This is a genomic window from Sinorhizobium mexicanum, from assembly GCF_013488225.1.
GTDB lineage: Bacteria > Pseudomonadota > Alphaproteobacteria > Rhizobiales > Rhizobiaceae > Sinorhizobium > Sinorhizobium mexicanum.
This window is the reverse complement of record NZ_CP041238.1, coordinates 2,813,559-2,838,578: the sequence shown is the minus strand read 5'-3', so window position 1 is coordinate 2,838,578 and position 25,020 is coordinate 2,813,559. Positions and strand designations below refer to the sequence as shown.

The 25,020-nt window shown below is 63.1% G+C and carries 26 protein-coding genes; 10 read left to right on the top strand and 16 right to left on the bottom strand.

From position 1 onward, the window contains the following. Nucleotides 1-40: 40 nt before the first annotated feature. On the top strand, nucleotides 41-601 hold the full coding sequence (locus FKV68_RS13485; protein WP_180941506.1) for a DoxX family protein: 561 nt from the start codon (nucleotides 41-43) through the stop codon (nucleotides 599-601). Between the two features lie 93 nt (nucleotides 602-694). Here the strand turns inward: FKV68_RS13485 and FKV68_RS13480 are convergent, their stop codons facing one another. Further along, entirely contained in the window at nucleotides 695-1,306 is a 612-nt protein-coding gene (locus tag FKV68_RS13480; RefSeq protein WP_180938316.1) for a 2-hydroxychromene-2-carboxylate isomerase, read from the bottom strand. A gap of 140 nt (nucleotides 1,307-1,446) precedes the next feature. Then, nucleotides 1,447-2,334: an SDR family oxidoreductase gene (locus FKV68_RS13475; RefSeq protein ID WP_180938315.1), complete on the bottom strand. Its 888-nt coding sequence runs from the start codon at nucleotides 2,332-2,334 to the stop codon at nucleotides 1,447-1,449. A 168-nt stretch (nucleotides 2,335-2,502) separates the two neighbouring features. Between FKV68_RS13475 and FKV68_RS13470 the strand changes: the two genes are divergently transcribed. Together FKV68_RS13470 and FKV68_RS13465 are read left to right on the top strand one after the other, a co-directional pair. Beyond that, on the top strand, nucleotides 2,503-2,907 hold the full coding sequence (locus FKV68_RS13470) for a winged helix-turn-helix transcriptional regulator (RefSeq protein WP_180938314.1): 405 nt from the start codon (nucleotides 2,503-2,505) through the stop codon (nucleotides 2,905-2,907). Nucleotides 2,908-3,002: 95 nt separating this feature from the next. Then, a complete protein-coding gene (locus FKV68_RS13465; RefSeq protein ID WP_245181298.1) occupies nucleotides 3,003-3,347 on the top strand; it encodes a hypothetical protein in 345 nt (114 codons plus the stop codon). 233 nt (nucleotides 3,348-3,580) lie between these two features. Here the strand turns inward: FKV68_RS13465 and FKV68_RS13460 are convergent, their stop codons facing one another. Then, nucleotides 3,581-4,300: an aspartate/glutamate racemase family protein gene (locus FKV68_RS13460; protein WP_180938313.1), complete on the bottom strand. Its 720-nt coding sequence runs from the start codon at nucleotides 4,298-4,300 to the stop codon at nucleotides 3,581-3,583. Nucleotides 4,301-4,520: 220 nt separating this feature from the next. On the opposite strand from FKV68_RS13460, the gene FKV68_RS13455 reads away from it, so the two are divergent. Together FKV68_RS13455 and FKV68_RS13450 are read left to right on the top strand one after the other, a co-directional pair. Continuing rightward, nucleotides 4,521-4,985, top strand: coding sequence for an Lrp/AsnC family transcriptional regulator (locus FKV68_RS13455; RefSeq protein WP_180938312.1), 465 nt, complete (start codon nucleotides 4,521-4,523; stop codon nucleotides 4,983-4,985). Nucleotides 4,986-5,082: 97 nt separating this feature from the next. Beyond that, the gene (locus FKV68_RS13450; protein ID WP_180938311.1) at nucleotides 5,083-6,351 is read left to right on the top strand and encodes an NAD(P)/FAD-dependent oxidoreductase; all 1,269 of its coding nucleotides are present in this window, start codon (nucleotides 5,083-5,085) and stop codon (nucleotides 6,349-6,351) included. A 25-nt stretch (nucleotides 6,352-6,376) separates the two neighbouring features. On the opposite strand, the gene FKV68_RS13445 is transcribed toward FKV68_RS13450, so the two are convergent. From FKV68_RS13445 to ccoN, 6 genes are all read right to left on the bottom strand, one after another. After that, on the bottom strand, nucleotides 6,377-7,150 hold the full coding sequence (locus FKV68_RS13445; protein ID WP_180938310.1) for a DUF2189 domain-containing protein: 774 nt from the start codon (nucleotides 7,148-7,150) through the stop codon (nucleotides 6,377-6,379). A 104-nt stretch (nucleotides 7,151-7,254) separates the two neighbouring features. Continuing rightward, nucleotides 7,255-7,482, bottom strand: coding sequence for a hypothetical protein (locus FKV68_RS13440; RefSeq protein WP_180941589.1), 228 nt, complete (start codon nucleotides 7,480-7,482; stop codon nucleotides 7,255-7,257). Continuing rightward, nucleotides 7,479-8,381, bottom strand: a complete 903-nt coding sequence (ccoP, locus tag FKV68_RS13435) for a cytochrome-c oxidase, cbb3-type subunit III (protein WP_180938309.1) — start codon at nucleotides 8,379-8,381, stop codon at nucleotides 7,479-7,481. Before ccoP ends, FKV68_RS13440 begins: the two co-directional genes overlap by 4 nt. Beyond that, the gene (locus tag FKV68_RS13430) at nucleotides 8,369-8,545 is read right to left on the bottom strand and encodes a cbb3-type cytochrome c oxidase subunit 3 (protein ID WP_180938308.1); all 177 of its coding nucleotides are present in this window, start codon (nucleotides 8,543-8,545) and stop codon (nucleotides 8,369-8,371) included. The genes ccoP and FKV68_RS13430 overlap by 13 nt, the downstream gene beginning before the upstream one ends. 16 nt (nucleotides 8,546-8,561) lie before the next feature. Then, nucleotides 8,562-9,296, bottom strand: coding sequence for a cytochrome-c oxidase, cbb3-type subunit II (gene ccoO, locus FKV68_RS13425; protein WP_180938307.1), 735 nt, complete (start codon nucleotides 9,294-9,296; stop codon nucleotides 8,562-8,564). 1 nt (nucleotide 9,297) lies between these two features. Next, on the bottom strand, nucleotides 9,298-10,950 hold the full coding sequence (gene ccoN, locus FKV68_RS13420; protein ID WP_180941504.1) for a cytochrome-c oxidase, cbb3-type subunit I: 1,653 nt from the start codon (nucleotides 10,948-10,950) through the stop codon (nucleotides 9,298-9,300). Between the two features lie 354 nt (nucleotides 10,951-11,304). Here ccoN and FKV68_RS13415 point away from each other — a divergent pair, with 354 nt between their 5' ends. Further along, nucleotides 11,305-12,189, top strand: a complete 885-nt coding sequence (locus FKV68_RS13415; protein ID WP_180938306.1) for an aminoglycoside phosphotransferase family protein — start codon at nucleotides 11,305-11,307, stop codon at nucleotides 12,187-12,189. Between the two features lie 30 nt (nucleotides 12,190-12,219). Here FKV68_RS13415 and FKV68_RS13410 read toward each other — a convergent pair whose 3' ends face one another. Further along, nucleotides 12,220-12,948 carry a thermonuclease family protein gene (locus FKV68_RS13410; RefSeq protein ID WP_180938305.1) on the bottom strand — a complete coding sequence of 243 codons (729 nt, stop codon included), beginning with the start codon at nucleotides 12,946-12,948 and terminating at the stop codon, nucleotides 12,220-12,222. A gap of 455 nt (nucleotides 12,949-13,403) precedes the next feature. Here FKV68_RS13410 and FKV68_RS13405 point away from each other — a divergent pair, with 455 nt between their 5' ends. Beyond that, nucleotides 13,404-14,195, top strand: a complete 792-nt coding sequence (locus tag FKV68_RS13405) for a hypothetical protein (RefSeq protein ID WP_180938304.1) — start codon at nucleotides 13,404-13,406, stop codon at nucleotides 14,193-14,195. Between the two features lie 468 nt (nucleotides 14,196-14,663). Here the strand turns inward: FKV68_RS13405 and FKV68_RS33640 are convergent, their stop codons facing one another. Continuing rightward, nucleotides 14,664-16,394, bottom strand: coding sequence for a hypothetical protein (locus tag FKV68_RS33640; RefSeq protein ID WP_180938303.1), 1,731 nt, complete (start codon nucleotides 16,392-16,394; stop codon nucleotides 14,664-14,666). A 304-nt stretch (nucleotides 16,395-16,698) separates the two neighbouring features. Here FKV68_RS33640 and FKV68_RS13395 point away from each other — a divergent pair, with 304 nt between their 5' ends. After that, entirely contained in the window at nucleotides 16,699-17,265 is a 567-nt protein-coding gene (locus tag FKV68_RS13395) for a transglutaminase-like cysteine peptidase (RefSeq protein WP_180938302.1), read from the top strand. A 122-nt stretch (nucleotides 17,266-17,387) separates the two neighbouring features. On the opposite strand, the gene FKV68_RS13390 is transcribed toward FKV68_RS13395, so the two are convergent. Beyond that, on the bottom strand, nucleotides 17,388-17,831 hold the full coding sequence (locus FKV68_RS13390; RefSeq protein WP_180938301.1) for a TIGR02594 family protein: 444 nt from the start codon (nucleotides 17,829-17,831) through the stop codon (nucleotides 17,388-17,390). Between the two features lie 513 nt (nucleotides 17,832-18,344). Between FKV68_RS13390 and FKV68_RS13385 the strand changes: the two genes are divergently transcribed. Continuing rightward, nucleotides 18,345-19,310, top strand: coding sequence for a hypothetical protein (locus tag FKV68_RS13385; protein ID WP_180938300.1), 966 nt, complete (start codon nucleotides 18,345-18,347; stop codon nucleotides 19,308-19,310). Between the two features lie 117 nt (nucleotides 19,311-19,427). Here FKV68_RS13385 and FKV68_RS13380 read toward each other — a convergent pair whose 3' ends face one another. The 3 genes from FKV68_RS13380 to FKV68_RS13370 form a co-directional block, all read right to left on the bottom strand. Then, on the bottom strand, nucleotides 19,428-21,371 hold the full coding sequence (locus FKV68_RS13380) for a MacB family efflux pump subunit (RefSeq protein ID WP_180938299.1): 1,944 nt from the start codon (nucleotides 21,369-21,371) through the stop codon (nucleotides 19,428-19,430). Between the two features lie 8 nt (nucleotides 21,372-21,379). After that, nucleotides 21,380-22,642: a macrolide transporter subunit MacA gene (gene macA, locus FKV68_RS13375; RefSeq protein WP_180938298.1), complete on the bottom strand. Its 1,263-nt coding sequence runs from the start codon at nucleotides 22,640-22,642 to the stop codon at nucleotides 21,380-21,382. Nucleotides 22,643-22,787: 145 nt separating this feature from the next. Next, complete coding sequence (locus FKV68_RS13370; protein ID WP_180938297.1) at nucleotides 22,788-23,399, bottom strand: cysteine hydrolase family protein; 612 nt, start codon at nucleotides 23,397-23,399, stop codon at nucleotides 22,788-22,790. Between the two features lie 85 nt (nucleotides 23,400-23,484). Here FKV68_RS13370 and FKV68_RS13365 point away from each other — a divergent pair, with 85 nt between their 5' ends. Next, complete coding sequence (locus FKV68_RS13365) at nucleotides 23,485-24,336, top strand: LysR family transcriptional regulator (protein ID WP_180938296.1); 852 nt, start codon at nucleotides 23,485-23,487, stop codon at nucleotides 24,334-24,336. Between the two features lie 66 nt (nucleotides 24,337-24,402). Here FKV68_RS13365 and mntR read toward each other — a convergent pair whose 3' ends face one another. Then, nucleotides 24,403-24,873 (bottom strand): manganese-binding transcriptional regulator MntR, encoded by a 471-nt coding sequence (mntR, locus tag FKV68_RS13360; protein WP_180938295.1) that lies wholly within the window; start codon nucleotides 24,871-24,873, stop codon nucleotides 24,403-24,405. Nucleotides 24,874-25,020: the final 147 nt, after the last annotated feature.

Here is a 25,020-nt window from a genome sequence, read left to right as displayed (position 1 = left end):
GCCCGCGTCCCGCTCTAACTCATTAGAATCGATCACGTTTATGATTTTGGGTCGATTCGACCTCAAATCATCGAGATCTAGGGAGGATGAGAAGGTGACTCTCGTACCGAAGTTCTTCGAAAGACATGATAATTGGGGCGGCGCAGGCTGGCTCGGCCGGATCGACGGCCTGATTGCAGCCATCGCGCCGACGTCTCTCGCCCAGCTTGTCTTGCGCCTGGGGCTGGCCGTGCCCTTCTGGCGCTCGGGCATGAGCAAATGGGACGGCTTCCTGCAACTGAACGATGTCGCCGTCTTGCTCTTTACCTCGGAATTCCAACTGCATCTGCCGGGTGGCCCCTATGCCTTTCCGGCTCCGGCCGCGACGGCATTTGCCGTCGCTTGCGCGGAAGTGCTGTTGCCGACGTTCCTTGTCTTGGGGTTGGCGACAAGGCTCGTCGCACTCGGACTGCTTGCCATGACGATTGTTATCCAGCTCACCGTTCCGGATGGATGGCCGATCCATTTGACATGGGCGGCGATGGCGCTCGGCATCGTCACCTGGGGCGCGGGCAAGCTCTCTGTCGATGGCTGGCTGGCCACTGGATCGGGAAGGACGTGATTTTACGCCATCATTCCCGCCGCCACGTTCATTCCATCAGCCAGGAGAGGGACAAGGGCATTCCTCGGCGTCGTCACGGGTTGCTACCAGTCTTCACCCCGGGTTTCCCAGATCCAGATTGTGCTGCCATTCAACCGCGTCCTCCAGGCGGTCGTGGCCCCAGAACAGCTCGCCGTCCGAGACGAAGGAAGGCGAACCGAAGATGCCGATCTCTTTCGCCTCCCTGGTGGCGGCGCCAAGCGCATCGGCCATGGCGGCGGAGCCTGCCTGCTTCAGCACGCGGGCGGGGTCCTGTCCGGCTTCCCTGATGCTCGCCGACAGGTTCGGCTCGCTGCCGGCCGGGTCGCGTTCGACGAACCAGCGGCGATAGGTGGCGATCGCATAGGCCGGGCACCAGCCTTCTTCGGCGGCGAGCATCGCAACGCGGTTGGCCTGTTCCAACTCGGGCAATGGATAGGGGATAGGCAGCCTCAGCGGCAGGCCGAATCTCGCGGCGCGCCGCTCGATATCGCGCCACATATAGGCGGCCTTGAGCGGTTTGTCGGCGAATGGAGCGTCGTGTGCGTCAAGCTGGATTGCGTGGGCGTCGAAGGGCCTCCAACGAACCTCGACGCCCGCCCTCTCGGCGACTTCTGCCAGCCGCATGACGGCCAGAAAGGTATAAGGGCTTCCTATCGAGAACCAGAAGTCGATCGGCGCCGTCATTGCTCTTCCTCCCCTGCTACACGATTGCCTACGTCGGCATAGGACGCAGGGGAGGTAGATAGAGCCCGGACACTGCACGCCAATGCGACCTTCGACAAAAAGCCCCGGACGGTTGTGACCGGGGCTTTGTGTCCGGCGAACTATTGGACGAGCGCTGCCTTGCTCGCTTCGAGGAATGCGGGAAGGCTGATGGGCGTCTTGCCGGTCAGCGCGGCGAAATCGCCGGTCACCATGCCGATGTGGCCTTCGCGGGTGTTGCTGTCGAAGGAGACGACGATAGGGACCAGGAAGTCGGGCAGGCCCGCGCCCTTGAGGCCGCCGGCGAGCGCCTCGTCGGAAATGTGGACGACTTCGAGCTTCTTGCCCGTGGTGCTGGCGACGAGGGCCGCGACCTCGTCGGTCGAGCGCAGCTCGGCGCCAGTCAGCGTATAGGTCCGGCTCTCCGTGGAGCCGGAAAGGAGTGCTGCTGCCGCCGCTTCGGCCGCGTCGCTGCGGGCGATATGGGCGAGACGGCCGGCACCGGCGGAGGAGAACCACTGCCCGGTTTCAAGCGCGTGCGGCAGGGCCATGAAGAGGTTTTCCATGTACCAGCCGTTCCTGAGAATCGTGTAGGGAATGCCGGTCGCCTTGATGGCGTTTTCAGTGCCGAGATGATCGGGCGCGAACGGAATGACCGACGTCTCCGGGTTCGGCATCGAAGTGTAGAGGATGTGTCTGGCGCCGGCTTTCTTGGCTGCGGCCACGGCATTCAGGTGCTGTTGTAGCCGCTTCCCGGGCTGACCCAGCACGTCGGTCGAGATGATGAGGATGCGGTCGGCGCCGGCGAATGCTTTTTCAAGCAAGGCTGCGTCGTCGAAGTCCGCCGCGCGCGTCTGCACGCCTTTGGCGGCGTAGGCGGCGAGCTTGGTGGTGTCGCGGCTGGCGGCGATGATATCGGCCGGCTTCACCTTGGCGGAAGCAAGCAGCGTATCGAGCACGAGCTTGCCGAGTTGGCCTGCGGCGCCGGTCACGAGCAATGTTTCGGACATGGACTTTCCTTTCGTTTCGCCTTCCAGCCTCCTGTTTGCCGTCTTCCATAGAGTGTTGGCATGGTTTCGAGTGCTGGTCTCTTTTTGAGATTTGCTCTTATCCCGTAATCTGCTAAGAGCTGTAAAGGAGGCAGTTTTTTCTGCGGTGGTTACGGAAGGGGTACCGCCATGAACAAGACGACTGGCGCAGTGAAGGGCAAGCGGGTGGTGATGGTGTGCGGTGTACCGATGGATATGGCCAATTGTCCGGTTCGTGACGTGATGGACAATATCGGCGGCAAATGGAATTCGCTGATGATCCTGTCGCTCGCCGATGGCCCCTTGCGGTTCTCGCAACTACGGCGGTTGATCCCGGACATTTCGCAGCGCATGCTGACGCAGACGCTGCGCGACCTGCAGCGCGACGGCTATCTGAGCCGCACGGTCTACCCGACGCAGCCGCCGAGTGTGGAATACAGCCTCACCGATCTCGGCCGGTCGTTTCTCGTGCCGCTCAAACTGTTCGTCGACTGGTCGCTCCAAAACCACGACACGATCCGCAAGGCGCGGGCGGAGTATGACCAGATAGCGTGAGCGGTGCTACTCCCGAATTGATTACTAGGCTTGTGGGCCAGCTGGCATAAAATCTGCCTGTTGATGACTGCTATCCATGTGATCGGAGTCGTCTGATGGCCTGCAAGGTTACCTCATTTGTCGCTGCAGCGATTGTCGGTTTTCCTCCCTATAGTGATGCCCATCCCGCGCACAGTGGCTGGACGTATCCGCCTGCCTGCTGTCGAGGCAGTGAAGTAGGCGGCGATTGCGAACGCATTCCTGGCGTCAGCGTCAAAAAAGGGCCGCACGGGTTTTCGATCATTCTTCACCCCGGGGATCACCATCTCGTGACGAAGGACCACATGTTCAAGGTTCCCTATGGCGACGAGATCCCCTCGGGCGACAGCGATTTTCACATCTGTCTTCACCCGACCGAGGATCACATGAATTGCTTCTTCGCGCCCCCGGACGGTGTTTAGCGCGGGATAAGGAAAAATGTGTGCGGTTTTCCGCCCGCATCCCGGGTAACTTATTAGAATCGTTCACGTTTATGATCTTAGGTCGCAGACCTAAAAAGAGCGCGTCGCGTCAAGCGTATGCAGGCAACGCGCCTTGTCTTCATTGATGTCTGAAACCACAGCGTGCCTTTGGGCGACACGCATTGAGGGCGGAGCGACTCCACGCGATCGATTGCGCCGCCGGTGAGCCGTTTTCAAGCGGCCCGGCTTGCCTTCTCACGACCAAGCGCGAATTCGACAGCGGCCTCGGCATGGATGGCAGTGGAATCGAAGCCCGGCAGCGGCAGGTTTGCGGGATCGAGGATGAGGCAGATCTCGGTGCAGCCGAGAATGACCGCGTCGGCGCCTTCGGCCTTGGCCGTCTCGATGAGGGCGACCAGCGCCTTGCGCGACGGCTCCTGCACCTTGCCGGCGCAAAGCTCGTCGAAGATGACGTTGTGGGTCAGCGTGCGACCATCGGCATCCGGGACCATCAACTCGATCCCGTGCCCTTTCATGCGCTCGGCATAGAAGCCGTGCTCCATCGTGTAGCGCGTGGCGAGCAGTAGCGGCTTGCGGCTGCCAGCCGCCTTCAATCGCGCAGCGGTCTCGTCGATGATATTGATTAGCGGCACGTCGACCGATGCCTGCACCTCATCGGCAATCAGGTGCATGGTGTTGGTGCAGATCAGCACGCATTGCGCGCCGGCGGCCTTCAGCCCGCGCGCAACGTCGGAGAGGCGCTGAGCGGCGTCGTCCCAACGGCCGGCCTTCTGCAGGTCGACGATCTTCTGGAAGTCCACCGAATGAAGCAACACTTCGGCCGAATGCAGCGCTCCCAGGCGCTCGCGCACGGCCTCGTTGACCATGCGGTAGTAAACCGCCGAACTCTCGAAGCTCATGCCGCCGATAAGGCCGATCTTGCGCATTTCCATGGTTCCCTCGTTCTTGAACAGGCATCGACATCGGGACGAAGAAGATGCTGTCTTGCCACCTTCTGATCCCGTTCCATTGTTAAAAGTATGGCGCGGCTTTGACCGGATGTGTTTGCTTTGATGAAGAGATCTAGGGAAATCTGCGCGCAATATTTGTGTCACGGTCGCATTTTCCGCAAATTATTGGCGTCAATTTGGTCGGCAGCGAGGAGTCACTGGCGTGTTGGATGAGAGAGACCGGAAGCTCCTGGCGCTCCTGCAGGAGGATGGCAGTGTGGCCATGAGCGACCTGGCGGAGCGCGTCAACCTGTCGCTTTCCGCCTGTTCGCGGCGCATCCAGCGACTGGAGGAGGCAGGCTACATCGCGCGGCGCATCGCCGTGCTCGATCGGGAAAAGATGGGTGTGCCGACCACGGTATTCGCGCTGATCAAGACCGCGCATCATTCCGACGAATGGATCGAAAAGTTCCGGCGCGCGATCAGCGATATCCCCGAGATCGTCGAGGCGCACCGGCTGACCGGCAACTACGACTATATCGTCAAGGTGGTGCTGCCGCGCGTGGAGCATTACGACGTCGTCTATAAGCAGATCGTCCGAAAGGTCGAGCTGTTCGACGTTTCCGCCTCCATTTCCATGGAAGTATTGAAAAGCGGCACGGCCGTGCCGGTCGGTTATGCGGAATAGCTCGGCGCCGATCTATTGCAGGGGAGCCATGCCGAACAGGCATTTGTGCGCCGATGCGCGAAGATAGACACTCTGCCGAGAAACAAGGCGGAATGCGATGCAGGAAAAACATCATGTCGTTGTCGTCGGCGGAGGCTTTGGCGGGCTGCAACTCGTCAACGATCTTCGCGGCGCGCCGGTCCAGATAACAGTGATCGACAGGCGCAACCACCATCTTTTCCAGCCGCTGCTCTACCAGGTGGCAACGACGCTGCTGGCGACCTCGGAGATCGCGTGGCCGATCCGCAATCTTTATCGCGACCGGCCGGAGGTGACCACGCTGCTGGGAGAGGTTGTGGGTGTCGATCCGGCTAACAAGAGCGTGATCCTGACCAGCGGCAAGCCCGTCCCCTACGACACGCTGGTGCTCGCGACCGGCGCGACACATGCCTATTTCGGCCACGACGAATGGGCACCGGTAGCGCCCGGCTTGAAAACGCTGGAGGACGCGACGACCATTCGCCGGCGCGTGCTTCTCGCTTTCGAGCGGGCAGAGCTCGAGGACGACCCGGCAGAACGCGATGCGCTGCTGACCTTCACGGTCATCGGTGCAGGGCCGACTGGGGTGGAGCTTGCCGGCATCATTGCCGAAATGGCCCATCGGACGCTGCCGGGCGAGTTCCGCCGCATCGATACGCGGCAGGCACGGGTGGTGCTCGTCGAGGCAGGCCCGCGCATCCTTCCCGCCTTCACCGAGCAACTGTCCGCCTATGCGGCCCGGGAACTCGCAAAACTCGGCGTCGAGGTGCGCACGGGGGCTGCCGTCACCGACTGCACCGATGCCGGCGTGATGATCGGCGACGCCTTCGTGCCGAGCCGCACGCTGGTCTGGGCCGCAGGCGTGCAGGCCTCGCCGGCCGCCCATTGGCTCGGCATCGAGGCCGATCGCGCCGGTCGCGCCATCGTTGAAAAGGATCTGAGCGCTCCCGGGCTGCCCGATGTTTTCGTCATCGGCGACACGGCTTCGGTCATCCAGGAGGGGGGCAAGCCTGTGCCGGGCATCGCGCCCGCCGCCAAGCAGCAAGGCGCCTATGTTGCCCGGGTGATCCGCGCCAGGCTCGAGGGCAAGCCGGCGCCCGGACCGTTCCGCTATCGCCATCAGGGGAGCCTCGCCACGATCGGCAAGCGTGCCGCGATCATCGATTTCGGCAGGATCAAGCTCAAGGGCGCGCTCGCCTGGTGGATCTGGGGCATTGCCCATATCTACTTCCTGATCGGCACGCGCAGCCGTTTCGCCGTCGCCTGGAGCTGGCTGTGGATCTACCTGAGCGGCCAGCACAGTGCCCGGCTGATCACCCAGAAAGAGACGCTGCGGCAGGAAGGATAGCGGCGTTACAAGGCAAGATCCGCGCTTATTTCATGTCCTGATAAACGTACCAGGTCGCATGCCCGATGACGGGAAAGAGCACGATCATCGCTGCGCCTACCGTCAGGATCGATATGAGGAAGGCGCAGAGCACGATGAAGCCCCAGGCGATCATCACGGGCATGTTGTTCCAGGCGGTCGAAATGCTGGTTCCCATCGCCGTGAAGGCGTCGAGCCGTTGGTCGAGCAGCATCGGAAACGAGACGACGGCGATCGCGAAGGAAAAGGCGGCGAAGAGACCGCCGATTACACAGCCCGTGACGAGCATGGCCCATCCGGTCGGCGTCCCGAAGAGCACCGGCGCGATATGGTCAAGGCCCGGAAACGGCCGTACGCCGAAGAACAGCGCATAGACGATGACCGCGGCGCGCATCCAGGTCGCCATCAACAGCATCAACAGCACGCCGACGAAAAGTACCTGGGCCCCGGAGGCGGGGCGCACGAAGAGCATTTTTGCGAGCGTCGCCTTTTCGCCGGCATCGGTGAGGCGCGCTTTCTCATAAAGACCAATCGCGAGAAACGGGGCGACCACCATGAAGCCGGCAAGCGCCGGAAACAGGATGTAGTCGTAGCCGAAGGTGAACAGCGTCCAGACGACCACGACCGAGACGAGAAAGACACCGACGCCGTAAATCAGGCTCGGCACCGGGTCGACGGTCAGCGTCTCCCATCCCTTGCGCAACCACTGAAACACGGTGGCGGGAGGCAGATGGCGTGCCCTCGGCGACTCATAGGGTTCGACAATTTCGTTCGGTCCCATCCCGCTTCCTCCTGCGGCGCCGCGCGTCGTTTGCGCAAGGATCGCCGCAACCTCTTGAATTACTGCACAATTTCCTCCCTCGAATCGTTGCCGATCCAAGGAGTTCAGCAGGCGGACCCTGCCGCCCGGTACACGCCTTCAACGCCTGAGCGTTCCTTAAGATGCGCCGCGCAGCCCGGGTCGGAACGGACCGCGACATAGATGAGATGGAGGTTTGCACCGGCGAAGATCGCCAGCACCGTGAAGAGCAGCGGCAGCACCCACCAGGGGCGGCGTAGCTTCCTGCCTTCGCCCGCTTGCCTGGACTGTCGATCGAGCGCCGCGTCACTCACTGGCTCTGCTCTCCCGTGAACTGGTTCTCACCTCCCATAGTCGCGACGTAGAGAGCGAGGATCTTGATCTCTTCCGGCGCAAGCCGTGCCCCCCAGTTCGGCATGTGCCCCATCCGTCCGCCATATATGGTGGTGACGATCTGGTTTGCGCTGCGGCCATAAAGCCAGTGGCTGTCTGTCAGGTTCGGGGCTCCGAGGTCCACATTGCCTCTTGCATCCTCGCCGTGACAGCTAACGCAATTGGCAGCGAACACCTCCTTGCCCTTTGCGATCCGGTCGGCGGTCTCGGGCGTCGCGAGAGACGGGTCGCTGAGCGAGCGAACATAATATGCCACGTCCGAGATTTGCGCCCTGTCGAGAACGCCGTCGCGGCCGAAGGCGGGCATTTGTGAAGTGCGGGTGTCCTCGGCCGCCGAATTGACCCCGACGCGAAGCGTCTGCGCGATCGCATCCGGGTCGCCGCCCCAGATCCAGTCGCCGTCCGTCAGATCCGGAAAGCCGGGTCCGCCTGTTCCGCTTGCGCCGTGGCAGACCGCGCAATTGTCGCCGAACAGGCGATGGCCGGTCTCCTTGACCTTCGCCATCAGGGTTCCGTCCGCCTGGATCTGGCTCCAGTCCTTGGCCGCGAGATCGCTGAGCCAGATCGACCGTGCCGCGTTCGCGGCCTCGATGCTTTCCTCCACCTCGGTCCTCTGGTCGATCCCGAGAGCACCCCTGGTATAGGTCGTGATGAGCGGCCAGGCCGGCATCAGGATCCACCAGACCAGCGAGAACAGGAACGTCACAACGAGAAAGAAGATCACCACCTTGGGAATCGGCGTGTCGAGTTCCGCAATGCCGTTCCAGTCATGGCCCGTGGTCTGCCGGCCGGTCACCGGATCCCGTTCTACTGCTGCCATGGCTTGTCGTCCTTGTCGTCCAGGATGCTCTTCTTGGCGTCGTCGAATTTCTTCCGGTTCTTCGGCCAAAACACGTAGACGAGCACGACGATGGCAAAGGCAATCAGATAGAAAAGCCCCCAGCTCTTGGCGAATGCCACCAATGTATTGTGGTCGACGTCCATCGCTAGCCTCCCATCTCTAGCCACCTTGCCCGGCGGCGCCTTCGGTTTCGGCTGCCTTGGTCAATTTGCCGAGAACCTGCAGATAAGCGACGACCGCATCCATTTCGGTGACCCGATTCGGAACACCGTCAAACGCAGAAACCGTCGTGTCATTGCCATAGCGTTCGGTGACGCCCGACGCTTGCGAGGCATCCGGCGATGCCTGGCCGAACGCATCGGCAGGGGCGTTGGCAATCATGTCGTCGGTATAGGGAACGCCAACCTTGCGGAGTGCCGCAAGGTGGTCGCCGAGATCGGATATCTTGAGCGGGTTGCGCGCGAGCCATGCGTAGGCGGGCATGACGGAGCCCGCGACCACGTCGCGCGGATTGATCAGGTGGGCGACATGCCAGAAATCGGAATATTTGCCGCCGACGCGCGCGAGATCCGGACCTGTTCGCTTCGAGCCCCAGAGCATCGGGTGATCGTATTTCGACTCGACCGCGAGCGAATAAGGACCCCAACGCTCCACCTCGTCGCGCAATGTACGGATCATCTGCGAATGGCAGGCATAACATCCTTCACGAATGTAGATGTTGCGTCCGGCGAGTTCGAGCGGGGTATAGACCCGCATGTTGGGGTCACTCTCGACCGTTTCGTCGATCGTGTAGAGTGGGGCGATCTCGACAAGGCCGCCGATGCTCGACACCACGATGATGGCGAGTACGAAGCCGATGGCGTTTCGCTCGAGCTTTCTGTGGGCCTCGGGCATGTCACTCTCCCGCCACAACGGCTTCGCCACGGCCGGGAACGGGAAGATCGCCGGCCGCATTCTCGGTCAGGTCCTCGGGCGTGTAGCGTATGGTCATGTACAGATTGTAGGTGCCGACGATGGCGCCGGCGAGAAACAGGAGACCGCCGAAGGCGCGGGCGATGTAGTAGGGATGCATCGCGATCACGGTTTCGAGGAAGGTAAAGGCCAGCGTGCCGCTGTCATTGTAGGTGCGCCACATCAGGCCCTGCAGGATGCCCGAGTTCCACATCGCGAAGACGTAGATGATGGTGCCCATGAGTGCGAGCCAGAAATGCACCTCCACCAGCCGCGCCGAATACATCGACTTCTTCTTCCATAGCCAGGGAATGACGCTATAGAGCGAGCCGAAGGTGATGAAGGCGACCCAGCCGAGCGCGCCGGCATGCACATGGCCGACCGTCCAGTCGGTGTAGTGGGAGAGGCCGTTGACCGGCCGGATCGCCAGGAACGAGCCCTCGAAAGTGGTGAGGCCATAGAAGACGGAGGCCACCATGATGAAGCGGAGCGTCGCGTCGTCCCTGACCTTGTGCCACGCGCCGTTGAGGGTCGCGAGCGCATTGCCGGCCGAGGCCCATGACGGCACGAGCAGCATGACGGAAAAGGTCATTCCGAGCGTCTGCACCCAATGGGGCAGGGCGGTGTAGTGCAGGTGATGCGATCCCGCCCACATGTAGAAGAAGGTGATGCCCCAGAAGCTGATGATCGACAGTCGGTAGGAGAAGATCGGCCGCTCGGCCCGCTTGGGCAGATAATAGTAGAGCATGCCAAGGAAGCCGGCGGTTAGGAAGAACGCCACGGCATTGTGGCCGTACCACCACTGCACCATCGCATCCTGAACGCCGGAATAGATCGAATAGGATTTGGCACCCGTCAGCGATACGGGAACGGCGATGTTGTTGACGATATGCAGGACGGCGACGACCAGGATGAAGGCCATGTAGTACCAGTTGGCGACATAGATATGCGGCTCCTTCCGGCGCGCCAGCGTGCGAATGAAGAGCACGAAATAGGTCACCCAGACGACGACCAGCCAGATATCCGCGTACCATTCGGCTTCGGCATATTCCTTGGACTGCGTGATACCCATGAAATAGCCGCTGACGGCGAGGATGCAGAAGAGGTTGTAGCCGAACACGACGAACCAGGGGCTGAGCTGGTCGGCGAGGCGGGCCCGCGAGGTGCGCTGCAGGACATGGAACGAGGTGGCGATCAATGCATTGCCGCCGAAACCGAAAATCACGCCGGTCGTGTGCGCCGGCCGCAGCCTGCCGAAACTGGACCAGGCCGCGTCGAAGGCGAGCTCCGGCCAGGCGAGTTGCGCCGCGACCCAGACGCCGACCCCCATGCCGAAGATCGCCCAAATCATCGTCAGCACGATGCCGACCTTGCTCGGATCGTCGTAATATTGCGACAGACGCGATGGCTCCGGTTCCGGCTCGAAGATGACGGAGAGGATGAAAAAGAGCAGGACGAGGCTGTAGAGGAAAACGATGGCACCGTGAACGCCAAGCGTGTCGGCCCGTCCAGCTGCCGCCATTGCCAGGCCGATGATCGCCAGCGCGACAAGAATGCTTGCTGCGGATCGCCGCTCGCCCGAGGTTAGCTGTCTGATCATGCTTTCAGCCCCCATCCGCTTCCCATGTGACCTCTCGTTCTTTCGCCGGCTTTGCTCGTCGCAACCCCGGTCGGACCTCGTCGCGCGCCGGACGTGCGGTATGTCTTTTGTCTGTTCGGCAGGCGCAACCGTCACGGACGCTGGGCCCACGGCGGCCGGTCGTGTCAAAGAACCTCCGCATCTTAGCGCGGCATCAGCCGATGACAAGAAGCACCTGAAGGCGATTTGAAAGCCTAAATGTGATGGATTCTCGTAGTTTAGAGGCGGCGCGAGCGCGGAAAGCGGTTTTGTGCTTTGCTGCGTTATACCCTAGAAGGTTGATGTCTTTCGCTGTCAAATGCAACTGTGGATATGATGAACATCGACGCATCTCTCGTCAGCCGGTTGATCGCCGCGCAATTTTCAGAGTGGGCGCATCTTCCGATCAGCCCTGTCCGGTTCGGCGGGTGGGACAACCGGACCTTCCATCTGGGCAGCCACATGACCGTGCGGCTGCCGAGCGCCGCGCCCTATGCGCTTCAGGTCGAGAAGGAACAGCGATGGCTGCCGGTCCTTGCCCCGCGCCTGCCGCTTCCCATTCCCGTGCCCTTGGCTCAAGGCCGGCCCGGTGAAGGCTATCCCTGGCCGTGGTCGGTCTACAAGTGGCGCGAGGGCGAGATCGCGACCCATGCGCCTGTCGCCGATCTCAGTGCCTTCGCGACGACCTTGGCCAGGTTCCTTGTCGCTCTGCGGGAGGTCGACGCCACCGACGGGCCGCCGCCAGGGCAGCACAATTTTTTCCGGGGCGGACCGCTCACCGTCTATGACGGGGAAACGCGCCTCGCGCTTGAAGCCCTTGAGGGCAGGATCGATACGGATGCGGCACGCGCCGTCTGGGAAGCGGCGCTCGCAGCGACCTGGTACGGCGCGCCGGTCTGGTTCCACGGCGACGTAAGTTCCGGCAATCTTCTGGTCGAGGACGGCCGGTTGAGCGCCGTCATCGATTTCGGCACCTCGGGCGTCGGCGATCCCTCGTGCGACCTCTCGGTCGCCTGGACCTTTTTTCACGGGGAGAGTCGCGAGGTGTTCCGCGCCGCGCTGCCGCTCGACAAAGCGACTTGGGCGCGCGGGCGGGGCTGGACGCTCTGGAAGGCGCTCATCGTCTATGCCGAGGTTCCAGGCACCGATCGCCTCGAAGTGGAGAAATCGCGCCGCGTGATCGAGGCGGTGCTCGCCGATCACGAACGCTTCGGCTGAGTGGGCGCCCAAATGAAGGGGTGATATGGATCAGCCGGAGACGCGAGCGACGGAGCGGCCGCACCAGGAGGATGGCTCTCCGGCTCGTTTGCGCACAAGCCCTTCGGAGACGAGAACGTCGCCCAACGATCTTCCGTTGCGCATCACCAGATGCGGGGTTCCGCCTTCCTTGCCGCCGCTGCCCCTGGACGCGACGAGCGTGAATTGACCAGCGTTCAGCAACTCGCGCAGCCGTTGCTTGGCGTAGAAGCCGCGCGCGCGTTCCGCCTCGCATTTCGCCTCCTTCGTCTCGGGCGCGTCGATGTCGGCGATCAGGATCGTTTCGCCCTTGAAAAGGAAGGTATCACCGTCGACAACGCAGTTATCGTTGCGAATGCCGCAAAAATAAAAGGTGTCGGCGTCGGCAAACCGGGGCGTCGGCTGCTCCATCGGTCGCCCGACCGGAGCGGGAGGAACGAGCGCTGGCTTTCCGACGATCGGGGAAGGGGAGGCGAGCTCCGGCTTCCTGGCGATCGAGCCGGTATGCTCTTTCGGCTTCGGTGTGGCCCGCGCGGCCACCGGTCTTGTCTTCGTCTCGCTCGGTGAAAGCATGGCGACCACCTCGGAGGCGCCGGGCAGATCCGGCAGTTTCGCCCGATGGTCATAGGCCGCGATCCCGCCGATCATAAGGACCGCCGCGACATACCACGGCACCATGCCGCCGCCATTGCCCTTCCGGCTCGTGCCGCGCTTCCGCCTTTTTGAACTCGCCTTGGCCATCCGATTCGGTCCTCGATTGCGCCGGCATTATCAGCACTAGGGGTTGCTGAAAGGTTGCCATCCCGCCCGCCGAAGTGGGCGATGGAGCAGGTGCGCGAAAGCCACACGGAGATCCTCTCGTGCGTGTGTCAGCTGCGAATTCTTGTCTAGGCTGCGTAGCTGTGGGATAGTCCGGCTCTGTGATTTGCTGGATCGAGCGCGGGCCTGCCGAGAAAATCATCCAGCAATTCAATGCGTTGCATCGGCCTTGCGAATCGTCGGAGCACGCAACGGCTCTCTACAGCGCCGCGCGTCTTATCCGACGTGCGAAGTACGTTGTGGTACTTTGAGTTGGTGCATGTTTTTGTCCCTGAGTCGGCTCAGATTTAAGGGAACATGCAGTAGAGGGAATGCCGCCGCTCCCCCTGGAGGGCGGTCACGCAGCGAAAGCGCCAAGCGGCGCGGGGGGAACTGTCATGAGAGTTGCGTCAATCTGCGTCCTTGCTCCGTTTCTCGCGCTGGCAACAAGCGGCCCGGTTCACGCGGCGGATATCCTGCCGGCGCTGGCGCCTCAACCTCAGCCCGAAGAGAGCCCCGAAGGCTGGACCTTCTCCTTTGCGCCCTATTTCTGGATGGCCGGGCTCGAGGGAGATACGGCGTCGTTCGGCCTGCCGACGGTCGAGATCGACCAGAGCTTCAGCGACATCATTCCCGACCTCGATTTCGGCCTCATGGCGGCGGGCGAAGCGAGATACGGCCGCTTCAGCATCTTCACGGATCTGCAATACTCGAAGGTATCGACCGATTCGGCCACGCCGCGTGGAATTTTCGCCGACAAGGTCGATGTGAAAACGTCAACCTTTTCCGGTCTTCTCGGCGCCGGCTATAATGTCGTCGACGACAGCAGCGCCCGTCTCGATGTCATCGGCGGCGTCAAGGTCTGGTCGGCGGACACGGAGATTTCGTTCAGGGGCGGCATTCTGGACGGTGTTTCGAGAGAAGACAAGGAAACCTGGGTCGACGGGCTGGTCGGCCTGCGCGGCCTCTATTCGTTCACGCCGGAGTGGTACGTTACCGGCTGGGGGCTCGTTGGCGCCGGTGAGGCCGACCTGGACTGGGACTTGGTCGGGGCGATCGGCTACAACATCAACGACCGGATCTCTGCCCTTGCCGGCTATCGCGCCATGGGCGTCGACTACAGCAATGACGGTTTCACATACGACGTGATCGAGCACGGGCCGATCATCGGGGTCGCTATTCGTTTCTGAAGGAAGTTCGTAACGAATTTTCCTGGAAATCGCGTCGTTTCAAAGGATTGGTCTCACTGTCAACGGCGCGGTGAACCACCGAGAACCTGTCGGTCGTGGCCCAATGCGAAGAGGCGGTCTGGTGTAGCACACCGATCTCCCGATCCGCGCATGACCACTGACGATCGTTGATTGCGGGCGTTTGCGCGCATCGCAAGAAATGTCGTGGGTCTACGGGGACGACCACTCCGCGGTTTCCGCCGGTATAAAGAAACCATCGCCGGATGGATAAGAGCGAAAAGAGGCGGGCCCTTGTAGCCGTGCGTCTTTCCAGTCGCATGAAGGCTACGGGAACCCGCCAATCTCGGCAGATCACGCCGCATTCAGGTTAGGCCTGAAAGCGGCGGGATTTCCTGCCGCGCGCGCTTTTATAAAGTTATAGAGTGCGCAGGTTGCACGGCGCGTTCATTGGAACGCGCCGTGCGTGCATCAACGGTTGTCGTCGCTTTGCTCGGAATTGCCGGGAATTCCGTCACTGCCGCCGTTGCCTTTGCCATTATTGGCTTGCCCGCCTTCACCTGCGCCGTTATCGCCGCCTTTGCCGGGTGCCTTGTCATCAACCTTGCCAGGTGTCTTGTCAGCACCCTTGCTGGGCGCCTTGTCATCGCCTTTACCGGGCGCCTTGTCGCCGGCCTTGTCCTTGTTCTTGCCGCCGGGCTTGTCCTTGTTCTTGCCGCCGGCCTTGTCCTTGCCCTTGCCGCCGGCCTTGTCCTTGCCCTTGCCGCCGGCCTTGTCCTTGCCCTTGCCGCCGGCCTTGTCCTTGTTCTTGTCGCCTGCCTTGTCCTTGCCCTTGCCGCCGGCCTTGTCCTTGTTCTTGCCGCCGGCCTTGTCCTTGTTCTTGCCGCCGGTCTTGTCCTTGTTCTTGTCGCCGGCCTTGTCCTTGCCCTTGCCGCCGGCCTTGTCCTTGTTCTTGTCGCCGGCCTCGTGCTTGCTCTTGCCCTCGGCCTTGTCCTTGCCGCCGGCCTTGCCTTTGTCGTCGCCCTGGTTGTTGTCGTCCTGGTCGCCGCCCTGATCGCCGCCGCCTTCGTTGCCGCCGCCGCCCTCGTTGCCGCCGCCGCCTTCGTTGCCGCCGCCGCCTTCGTTGCCGCCGCCGCCCTCGTTGCCGCCGCCGCCTTCGTTGCCGCCGCCGCCTTCGTTGCCGCCGCCGCCTTCGTTGCCGCCGCCGCCTTCGTTGCCGCCGCCGCCTTCGTTGCCGCCGCCGCCTTCGTTGCCGCCGCCGCCTTCGTTGCCGCCGCCGCCTTCGTTGCCGCCGCCGCCTTCGTTGCCGCCGCCGCCTTCGTTGCCGCCGCCGCCTTCATTGCCGCCGCCGCCTTCGTTGCCGCCGCCGCCTTCATTGCCGCCGCCGCCTTCATTGCCGCCGCCGCCTTCGTTGCCGCCGCCGCCTTCGTTGCCGCCGCCGCCTTCGTTGCCGCCGCCGCCTTCGTTGCCGCCGCCGCCTTCGTTGCCGCCGCCGCCTTCGTTGCCGCCGCCGCCTTCGTTGCCGCCGCCGCCTTCGTTGCCGCCGCCGCCTTCGTTGCCGCCGCCGCCTTCGTTGCCGCCGCCGCCTTCATTGCCGCCGCCGCCTTCGTTGCCGCCGCCGCCTTCGTTGCCGCCGCCGCCTTCGTTGCCGCCGCCGCCTTCATTGCCGCCGCCGCCTTCGTTGCCGCCGCCGCCTTCATTGCCGCCGCCGCCTTCGTTGCCGCCGCCGCCTTCATTGCCGCCGCCGCCTTCGTTGCCGCCGCCGCCTTCATTGCCGCCGCCGCCTTCATTGCCGCCGCCGCCGCTGTTGCCGCCGCCGCCGCTGTTGCCGCCGCCGCCGCTGTTGCCGCCGCCGCCGCTGTTGCCGCCGCCGCCGCTGTTGCCGCCGCCATTGTTGCCGCCGCCATCACCGTCGTCAGGAGGGGGAGGGCTGCTGCCGCCGCCACCGCCACCGCCGCTACCACCGCTGCCGCCAGTGCCGCCGCTGCCACCAGTGCCGCCGCCTTTTCCACCGCCACTGCCTTTGGGCGGGCTGGCGTCGCTGCGCTCATCTCCGCCCGTCGCGGCACCCTTTATAGTTGCTGTCGACAGTGGAGGGCACATCTTGATTTGTGCGGGAGTGAGGATTTTTGAGCGGTTAAGCGCTACACAACAGGCCGCGAAGTTATCTTCCGTCAGCGCGCCGCATTGTTTTGCAGTCATACGCTGTCTCTGTACCGCATGCGCGTCCGGCGTGAGAACTACTGATGCTATTGATGCTGTTGAGAGGATAAAGAAAATTCTTAATACGGACTTGTTTAATTTGGACATTACACAACTCCAACAAATAAATATTTGAAATAAGTAGTAAATAATTCGCGTAAAGCGCTAACGGGTCAAGTTACGAATTATTAGTAGTTGGGCCATAACATCGCCCAATTTCGGGTTAATCAACCTTGAGTTAATCCCCATTGATTATGTGTAGTTGGGCTCGGGAGCGTTACGCCCGCCGTTGGAGGGAAAATTCATGAAATTGTTCATCGCTCAGGCCGCATCTCTGTTGCTGTTCGTGATGCCGCAGGTGGCCGATGCCGGTACGACAATGAGGACCGGCGGCAAGGCTTTTGCGCCACCGGCCTTTTCCTCGTTCTGCACGCGCGAGCCGCGCCTGTGCAGCACCGGCGGCGGAAGCAAGCTGGTCGTCCTGCATCCGGAAAAGGCGAGCGAGTTGCAGCAGATCAACCGCGCGGTCAATGCGCGCATCAGGGAGCGAAGCGATCTGGCAAATGTCGGCCGGGATGATGATTGGCGCGTGCCCACGGCTTACGGTGACTGCGAGGATTTCGCCATTCTGAAGAAGCGCGAATTGCTCAAGCGCGGCTGGCCCGCCTCGGCGCTGCTCTTGACGGTCGCCCGCTATCGCGGCGAGGGGCACACGGTGCTGACCGTGCGTACCAGCGAAGGCGACCTCGTCCTCGACAACATGACCAACTCGGTTCGCGACTGGTCGAGGACCCCTTATGATTATTTCGCCCGCCAGTCTCAATCGAACGGCCGCCGCTGGGAGCGGATCGCCGGCGCGCAGAGGATCTGAGGCGCTACAGCGCGCGCGTCTCATGAGACGCGCGAAGGGCGCTGTAGCACTTCGAATTGCTGCATGTTTTATCCCTGGATCGGCTCCGATCTCAGGAGACATGCAGTGGCCGCTTCTCTCGGCTATCGTCGTACGGCGACGACCTGTCTTCGGCTGAACTGCGACAGCTGAACACGCCCCGATTGGTTGCCGCCGATCAGTTGTGCGGTCGACCTGGATAGGGCGGAGAGGATCCCGACGTGGTAGCCGCGACCGGTGCGCACGACGATGACGTCGCCTGGACGCGCATAGGCGAGGCGCACCGGTGCGCCGAAGTGCAGCCAAGAACTTGCGAAACTATAGGCTTTGGGCGGCTGTCGGCCGGACTTCCGGGCAATCATGCCCATAAAATGGCCACACCATGGCGTGCGGGCGGGGTTTATGCCGAGGGCGGCGCGCAGCCGCCTGTTGTTCTTGACTTCATGCAGTCCGGTAAATTGCTGGGCCTGGGCCAACATGCCGGCGGTAGCCGTATCCGGCATTGTAAAGGCGACATACATTGCGGCGAGAAACGCTATAACCCTCATGGCTTGAGTCTCCTTGCCATCTTTCGGTGTGCGTTCACTGCTAGATCCGTCCGCCTCTACGCGGAGACACTGGAAGCGAGTAAAGTGCTTTGGAATCAAAGCACTAGAACGCCATTACGCGCTCGCTCGAACGCGCAATAAGACACCGTCGGGCTCGGCCGAGCCGAGTCCGCTCTTGTTCTGTTTCTCTATCCAGCGCGCAGAACGGTGACGTTCCCGTATTGCGTCGAACGCTGCAACACGGCCCCAACAGGCGGGCGAACCGCGAGGGTTCTGGCCCAACTCTAACGAAACAAAAATTCGGTATTCCCCTGCCATCCGCTGGATAGCGAGCGAACTTTGCCGACTGCGTGAAGCAAAATTGTGGCAATGGCGCCATTCGCGCCATTTCTCCGCGTCGCGAGCACCACAGAGCCCGCCTTGGTGGCCGAAGCGAATCTATCCAGGATTGCGCCGATCTGTTCCGATACCCGGATATGTGTTATTTATTTTCGATTGTTCGGGGGCGCGATCATGGAAAGCGCGGAGGGGAAAAAATCGCGGAAGGCGGGCGGCAAGGCCGCCGAGGCAGATGTGGGCGAGGTCAGCCGGAAGGCGGCCAAGGAGGCTGCCGGCACCGCGTCGGTGTTCCTCGAGAAAGACCCCGGAATCTGTCTCGTCTATCACGTCAAGGATGCGCAAGGCCGCTACCTGACGGACGAACAGGCCGTGCGTGCGCTACAGTCTTCGGCCTTGCCCGCAGACACGATGGCCGCGCGTAAGGCGAGCGGCATCCGCATCTGCGCGGATGGCGATTCCTGGATCAACATCCTCTGGCCGCTGTCGGCTCTGGCTGGCTACGCGCCGACATTCTTCGATATCCTCGAGGGGCGCTACTACGCCCAGAACGTCGCCTATCCGGGGGATACTTTCGAGCAGATGCGGCAGAAGAAGGATTACCGCCAGCTGGTGAAATCCGCCTCCTTCGACTTCTTCATCTTTTCCGGAGGCGGCAACGACATCCTCGGCGGCGGCGCCCTGACGGAACTGCTGCGGCCGCGGACCTCCGGCACGCCCGGCGATCCGAGAAGTTTTCTCCGCCTGGATGTCCTTGACCGGAAGGTGCGCTCGCTCGAGGACGGCTATAACGAGATCGCGCGCGACGTTGCGATCCTGTCGACTCCAAAGCGGACGCAGATGCTGGTCCATGGCTACGACGTTCCAAAGCCGGTGGCGAACGGACCGTGGCTCGGCCAGCCCTTCACCCGCCGCGGCTTCAGCCTGGGGGGCGACGACGCGCTCATCGAAGGCATTCTCACCTATCTCGTTGACCGCCTCTACGACATGCTCGAGCGGATTGAACGCGCCCAGGACAATGTCACCCTCGTCAACCTGAAGAACGTCGTGCAGGGGCGGTGGAACGATGAGCTCCACCCGCGGAAGGCGGCTTCACAGGATCTGGCGCAAAAATTCGTCGCAGTGATCGAACCGTCGGTGTGAGGCGACAGGTGTCCTCGCGGCTCCGGTGTCCTGCGCTGTGAGTGGCGTGCTTTCTCGTCGCCGGGAGGCAGATACAAGGCGCCATGCGGGCGGAAGCGCCAGCTTTCCTCATCCGGATTAATCCGCGCTGAGAGCCACCGCTGGCTGGAGGCGGGAGGCGTTGCGGGCGGGCAGGAAGCCGAAGAGCAGGCCGGTGAGGAAGGAGCAGGCGAAGGCGAGCGCCACGGGGCCGATGGTGAAGCTCACCGGCATGCCGAAGGTCTTGGCAAGGGCGCCGGTGCCCAGTCCGGCAGCGACTCCGATCGCTCCGCCGATCGCGGAAACGACCAGCGCCTCGACGATGAACTGCACGAGGATGTCGCGCTCGCGCGCGCCGGTCGCCATGCGCACGCCGATTTCGCGCGTCCGCTCACTGACGCTGACAAGCATGATGTTCATGACGCCGATGCCGCCGACAAGCAGGGAAATCGCCGCGACCGACCCCAGGAAGAGCTTCATCGTGTTCGACGTCTCGGTGAAAGCCTCGCGTACGGACGACATGTTGGTGATCTGGGTGTCTTCCTTCTTGTGCCGCTCGTTGAGCAGCGCCTGGATGCGATCCTGCGTCAGGTCGATGGCGGAAGAGTCCTTCACCTCGACAGTGATCGTGCGGATGTTGCGCTGGCCGAAGATGCGCATGCTGCCGGTCGTCAGCGGTACGAGGACCACGTCGTCCTGGTCGTTGCCGCCGGCGCTGGCGCCCTTTTCGCTCATCACGCCAATCACCTGGAAGGGGATCTTGTTGACCAGCACATATTGGCCGATCGGGTCGGACCCGTCCGCAAATAGCGTCTTCACCACGGTTTCGCCAAGGACGGCGACCGGTGCGTAGCTTTCCATGTCGTTGCGGTTGATGAACTCGCCGCGACCTATGTTCCAGGATTTCGCCGCCGTGAACTGCGGCACCGTGCCGTTCGCCGTCGTCTGGTAGTCGACATTGCCACGCCTGAGCGTCACCGTGCTTGTCATTTCCGGCACGGCGAAGGCGACGTTCGGTAGCTCCTGGATCGCGTCGGCATCGGCCGGCACGAGCGTGACGTTGCTGCCGCCGGCGCTGCCGCGGAAATTGGCCATGCTCGGGCGGACAAGCAGGAGATCGGATCCCATCGAGGAGATGCGGCTCAGGACGGAGTCCTGCGCGCCGGTGCCGATCGCCAGCATCGCGACCACCGAACCGACGCCGATGACGATGCCGAGCAGGGTGAGGATGGTGCGGAAGAGGTTGGCGCGCAAAGCCCGCATCGCCATCTTCACCGCCTCGGAGACATCGGCGATCGCGGCGAAGCCTTCGCGCGTGCGCTGGGCGAGGCCGATTGCAGCCTCCGGATTGCTGCGCCCCTTCTTCGTCCGGTCGGCGATGATGCGGCCGTCGTGGATTTCGATGAGCCGGTCCGCCTGCTCGGCGACCTCACGCGAATGGGTGATGACGATCACGGTGTGGCCGTTCTCGTTCATCTCGCGCAGGAGCGCCATCACCTCGTCGCCGCTCTGGCTGTCGAGCGCGCCGGTGGGTTCGTCGGCGAGGATCACGCGGCCGCCGTTCATCAGCGCCCGGGCGATCGAGACGCGCTGCTGCTGGCCGCCGGAAAGCTGGCTCGGGCGATGGTCAAGCCGCTCGCCGAGTTTCAGCGATTTCAGCAGGTCCTCGGCGCGGTCGTGCCGGTCGCGCGCAGGCATGCCGGCATAAACGGCCGGCACCTCGACATTCTCCCTGGCGCTCGCGGTCGGGATCAGGTTGTAGGCCTGGAAGACGAAGCCGAAGGTGCGGCGGCGCAGCGCCGCCAGCTCGTCGCCGTCGAAGCCGGAGACCCGTTCGCCATCGATCAGGTATTCGCCCGAGGTCGGCTGGTCGAGGCAGCCGAGAATGTTCATCAGCGTCGACTTGCCGGAGCCGGACTGGCCGATGATCGCGACGAATTCGCCGGCCTCGATGTCGAGCGAGATATCGTGCAGCACCTCGACGGCGAGATCGCCGTTGAAATAGGTCTTGCTGACGTCCCTGAGCGAGAGAAGCGTGGTCATGGGCGCGCTCAGAACATCGGCGGCATGCGGATGCCGCGCGCACGGTTACCGCGGGCGCTGTCGCCGGTCGAGGCGGACGCCGCGTCGACGACGACGCGGTCGCCTTCCTCAAGACCGCTGACGATCTCGGCGCTGACGCGGTTGCGGATGCCGACCTCGACTGCGCGGTTCTCGGTCGCGCCCGAGGGCGTGACGACGGTCACCTGCGCCCTGCCTTCGCCGTTCGCATGGATCGCTGCGCTCGGGACGACGAGGACGTCCTTGGCCGCAGCCTCGACGAAGAAGACCTGGGCGCTCATCGACATCATCAGCTCGCCCGTCGGGTTGGGCACGTCGAAGAGGGCGTAATAGAGGACGACGTTGTTTTCCGTGTCCGGCATCGGCTGGATCTGCCGCAATTTGCCGGTGAAGCGTTTGCCGGGCTGGCCGAGCAGGGTGAAATAGGCGTCCATGCCCATCTTGAGCTTGCCGACATCAGCCTCGGAGACCTGCGCCTTCACCGTCATCGTCGAAAGATCGGCGATGGTGACGATCGTCGGCGTCGTCTGGTTGGCGTTCAAGGTCTGGCCTTCCTTGGCCGGATTGGCGACGATCGTGCCCGCCATCGGCGCATAGATCTTGGTGTAGCCGAGATCGACCTTGTCGCCGGCGAGCGTCGCCTTCTGCTTGCGGATCTGCGCCTCGATGGCTTTCACATCGGCGCCGGCGGCAGCATGATCGGCGACCGCCTGGTCAAGCGTCGATTGCGAAACGCTGTTGGTCGCGACCAGATTGCGCTGGCGCTCGATATTCGCCTGCTTCAGCACGAGCTGCGCCTTCTTCGAGACGAGCTGCGCCTCGAGATTAGCGAGTTCCGCCTGGTCGATTTCGATGCGGTTTTCGATCGTGGCCGGGTCGATTTCGGCGACAAGCTGGTTTGCTTCGACCTTGTCGCCAATCTCGACATGGAGCGATTTCAACTGGCCGGAAACCTGTGCGCCGGCATCGACGGAGTTGATGGCGTCGAGGGTGCCGACGGCCGTGACGTTGTCCTCGATGTCGCCGCGAGCGACGACCTGCGTGATCATGGCGGTCGTCGGCTCTGACCCGTATTGGCTCCAGGCATAATAGCCCGCGCCGAGCACGGCGAGGATAACGGGCACGGCGATCCAGAGGCGCGAGCGGCGCTTCCGGCGAACCGGCGGCGCGGCTGCCGGGATGACACGCACATTGGCGGGGGTGGGCTTGAGCGCCGTCGCCTCGTCCCTGATCGTCTTCGCTGCCTTGCTCATGGCCTCACCGCTTCGCTTGCGTTCATTGCTTCTCAAAATAGAGATGAACGAGATCAGCGAAAAGCATTGAGATCATTATATTTTTGTAATGTGTCCGATGCGCCGGCGGATGGCCGGCGCCCGAAATGTCATCTTCACCAACAGCTTAGGCTGCCTCGCCTTTCCGGAGGGTGAGTGTCGCGACGTCGGTGACGCAGGCATGGCGATCGGCGAGTGCGGCAAGTTCGGCGATATGCAGTTCACGCGCCGTGACGGGGCCCGCCGGCGAAGGGAGGTCGCGGGTGGCGCAGGCATCGCCCGCGATAGTGATCTCGTAACCGAGATCGAGCGCGGCACGCGCCGTCGAGGACACGCAGTTGTGGGTCATGAAACCGGCGATCACGACCTTCGTGCCGGAGGGGCCGACGAGATCGGCAAGGCCGGTGCCGGAGAAGGCGTTCGGACGCGGCTTTTCGACGATCGCCTCGGAGGGAAGCGGTTTCAGCGTGTCGATGAACGCGCCCCGTTCGGCGGCACGATCGAAGGGCCCGCCAGCCGCACCCTTGTGCGCGACATGGATGATCTTCGCGCCAGCCTGCCGCGCGGCGGCAAGCAGGACGCCGGCGTGCCCGACGGCGGCTTCCGCGGCGACGAGCGTCAGCGGTCCGGAAAGATACTCGTTCTGATAGTCGATAAGGATCAGCGTGGCTTCGCCAAGCGCCGGTGGCACGGGCTCGCGGCCGGCGAGGGAGAAGAGGGTGAAGGGCGAGGTCGTCATGGCGGGCTCCATTGCCTGTTCGGATGCTTCACCCTATGCTCCGCGAAAACGCCGATGAAGTCGAAGTTTTCGGAGATGAACCTGCATGAATGCAGAGAGCTGGGCTGACCTCGAATTGCTCGACCACATCATTCGGGGCGGGACACTGAGTGCCGCCGCGCGCACTCTCGGCGTTGACCAGACGACGATTGCACGCCGGCTCGCGGCGCTCGAGCGGCGGATCGGGGCGGCGCTTTTCGACCGCATCGGTGGACGGCTTACGCCGACACCGGTGCTTGCCACGGTGCTCGACCGGCTGCAGACAATTTCGGAGGAGGCGTCGCTGTCGATGGCAGCGCTGAAGCGGGCGACGGCCGAGCTTCACGGCCATGTGCGCATGACGAGCGTCAGCTTCGTTCTCGCCCACATCATTGCGCCGGCGCTTGGCGAGCTCGAGCGCAGCCATCCCGGGATCACCCTCGACCTCGTGGCTGACGACCAGGCGCTGAGCTTCGAGCGCCGCGAGGCCGACATCGCCGTGCGCCTCGGCCGCACCGGCGAGGACACGACGCGGATCAAGCGCATCGGCGCGATCCGCTTCCGGCTCTGCCGCCCCGCCGGCCTTCTGCCGGGCGAGCATCCGGTCGTGCGCTACCGCGATACGCTTGCGCATGTACCGGAAATGCTGGCGCTCGATCGGGCAAGGCCGGAGGCCCGCGTCGTGCTCACCGCCGATAAACTCGAGATCCTGACCGAAGCCGCGCTTGCGCTCGGCGCCGAGGTGATGCTGCCGGAGCTCTCCGTCCGGCACGATCCGCGCTTCGAGATCGTCGACGAGCCGGCCACCGTGGCTGATCGGCCCGCCTATCTGATGATCCATCCCGAAAGGGCGCGCGTGCCGAGCGTCGCTGCGGTCGCCGCCTTCGTGGAGGCGGCGGTGCATGGCTGGCGACCTTGAGACGGCGATGAGGTGACTACAGCGCCACGCGTCTGCTCATACGCGCAAAGGAGCAGCACTTGAGGATTACTGCGCCTTGCGGTCCGCGCGGCGGATGTAGCGCCCGAAGGCTTCGAGCGTTTCGTCGCTGACGTGGTGCTCGATGCCCTCGGCATCGATGCGGGCGGTGGCTGGGCTGATGCCCAGCGCGAGGAGAAACGAGACGACGATCTCGTGGCGCGCCTTTGACCTTTCGGCGATTTCCCGTCCGGCGGCCGTCAGGAAAACGCCACGGTACGGCCGCTGGACGATCAATTCTTCGGCGGCCAGCCGCTTCAGCATTTTCGCCACCGTTGGCTGGGCAACGCCAAGCCGCTGCGCGATCTCGACCTGCCTTGCCTCACCGTTGTCATCGATCAGGTCGGCAATCAGCTCGACATAGTCCTCGACAAGCTCCGTCCGCCGGTTGCTCCGGGTCTGGCGGAAGCTCTCGACCTGGGTTTCCGGGTCGATGAGGGGCATCGTGATCTCTTCAGATCTGGCTGTCTGGTCGGACATCGTATGGCTCCTTGCGCGACATCGTAGGCCTCTGTCGAAATCATAGCAATGGCTAAAAATGTCTCACCCTGTGAACTCCCGCGCATCGAACCGGACCCTGTCTCATGACTTAGCCATTGCTATATTTCCTGTCTTGTGCTTATTTTA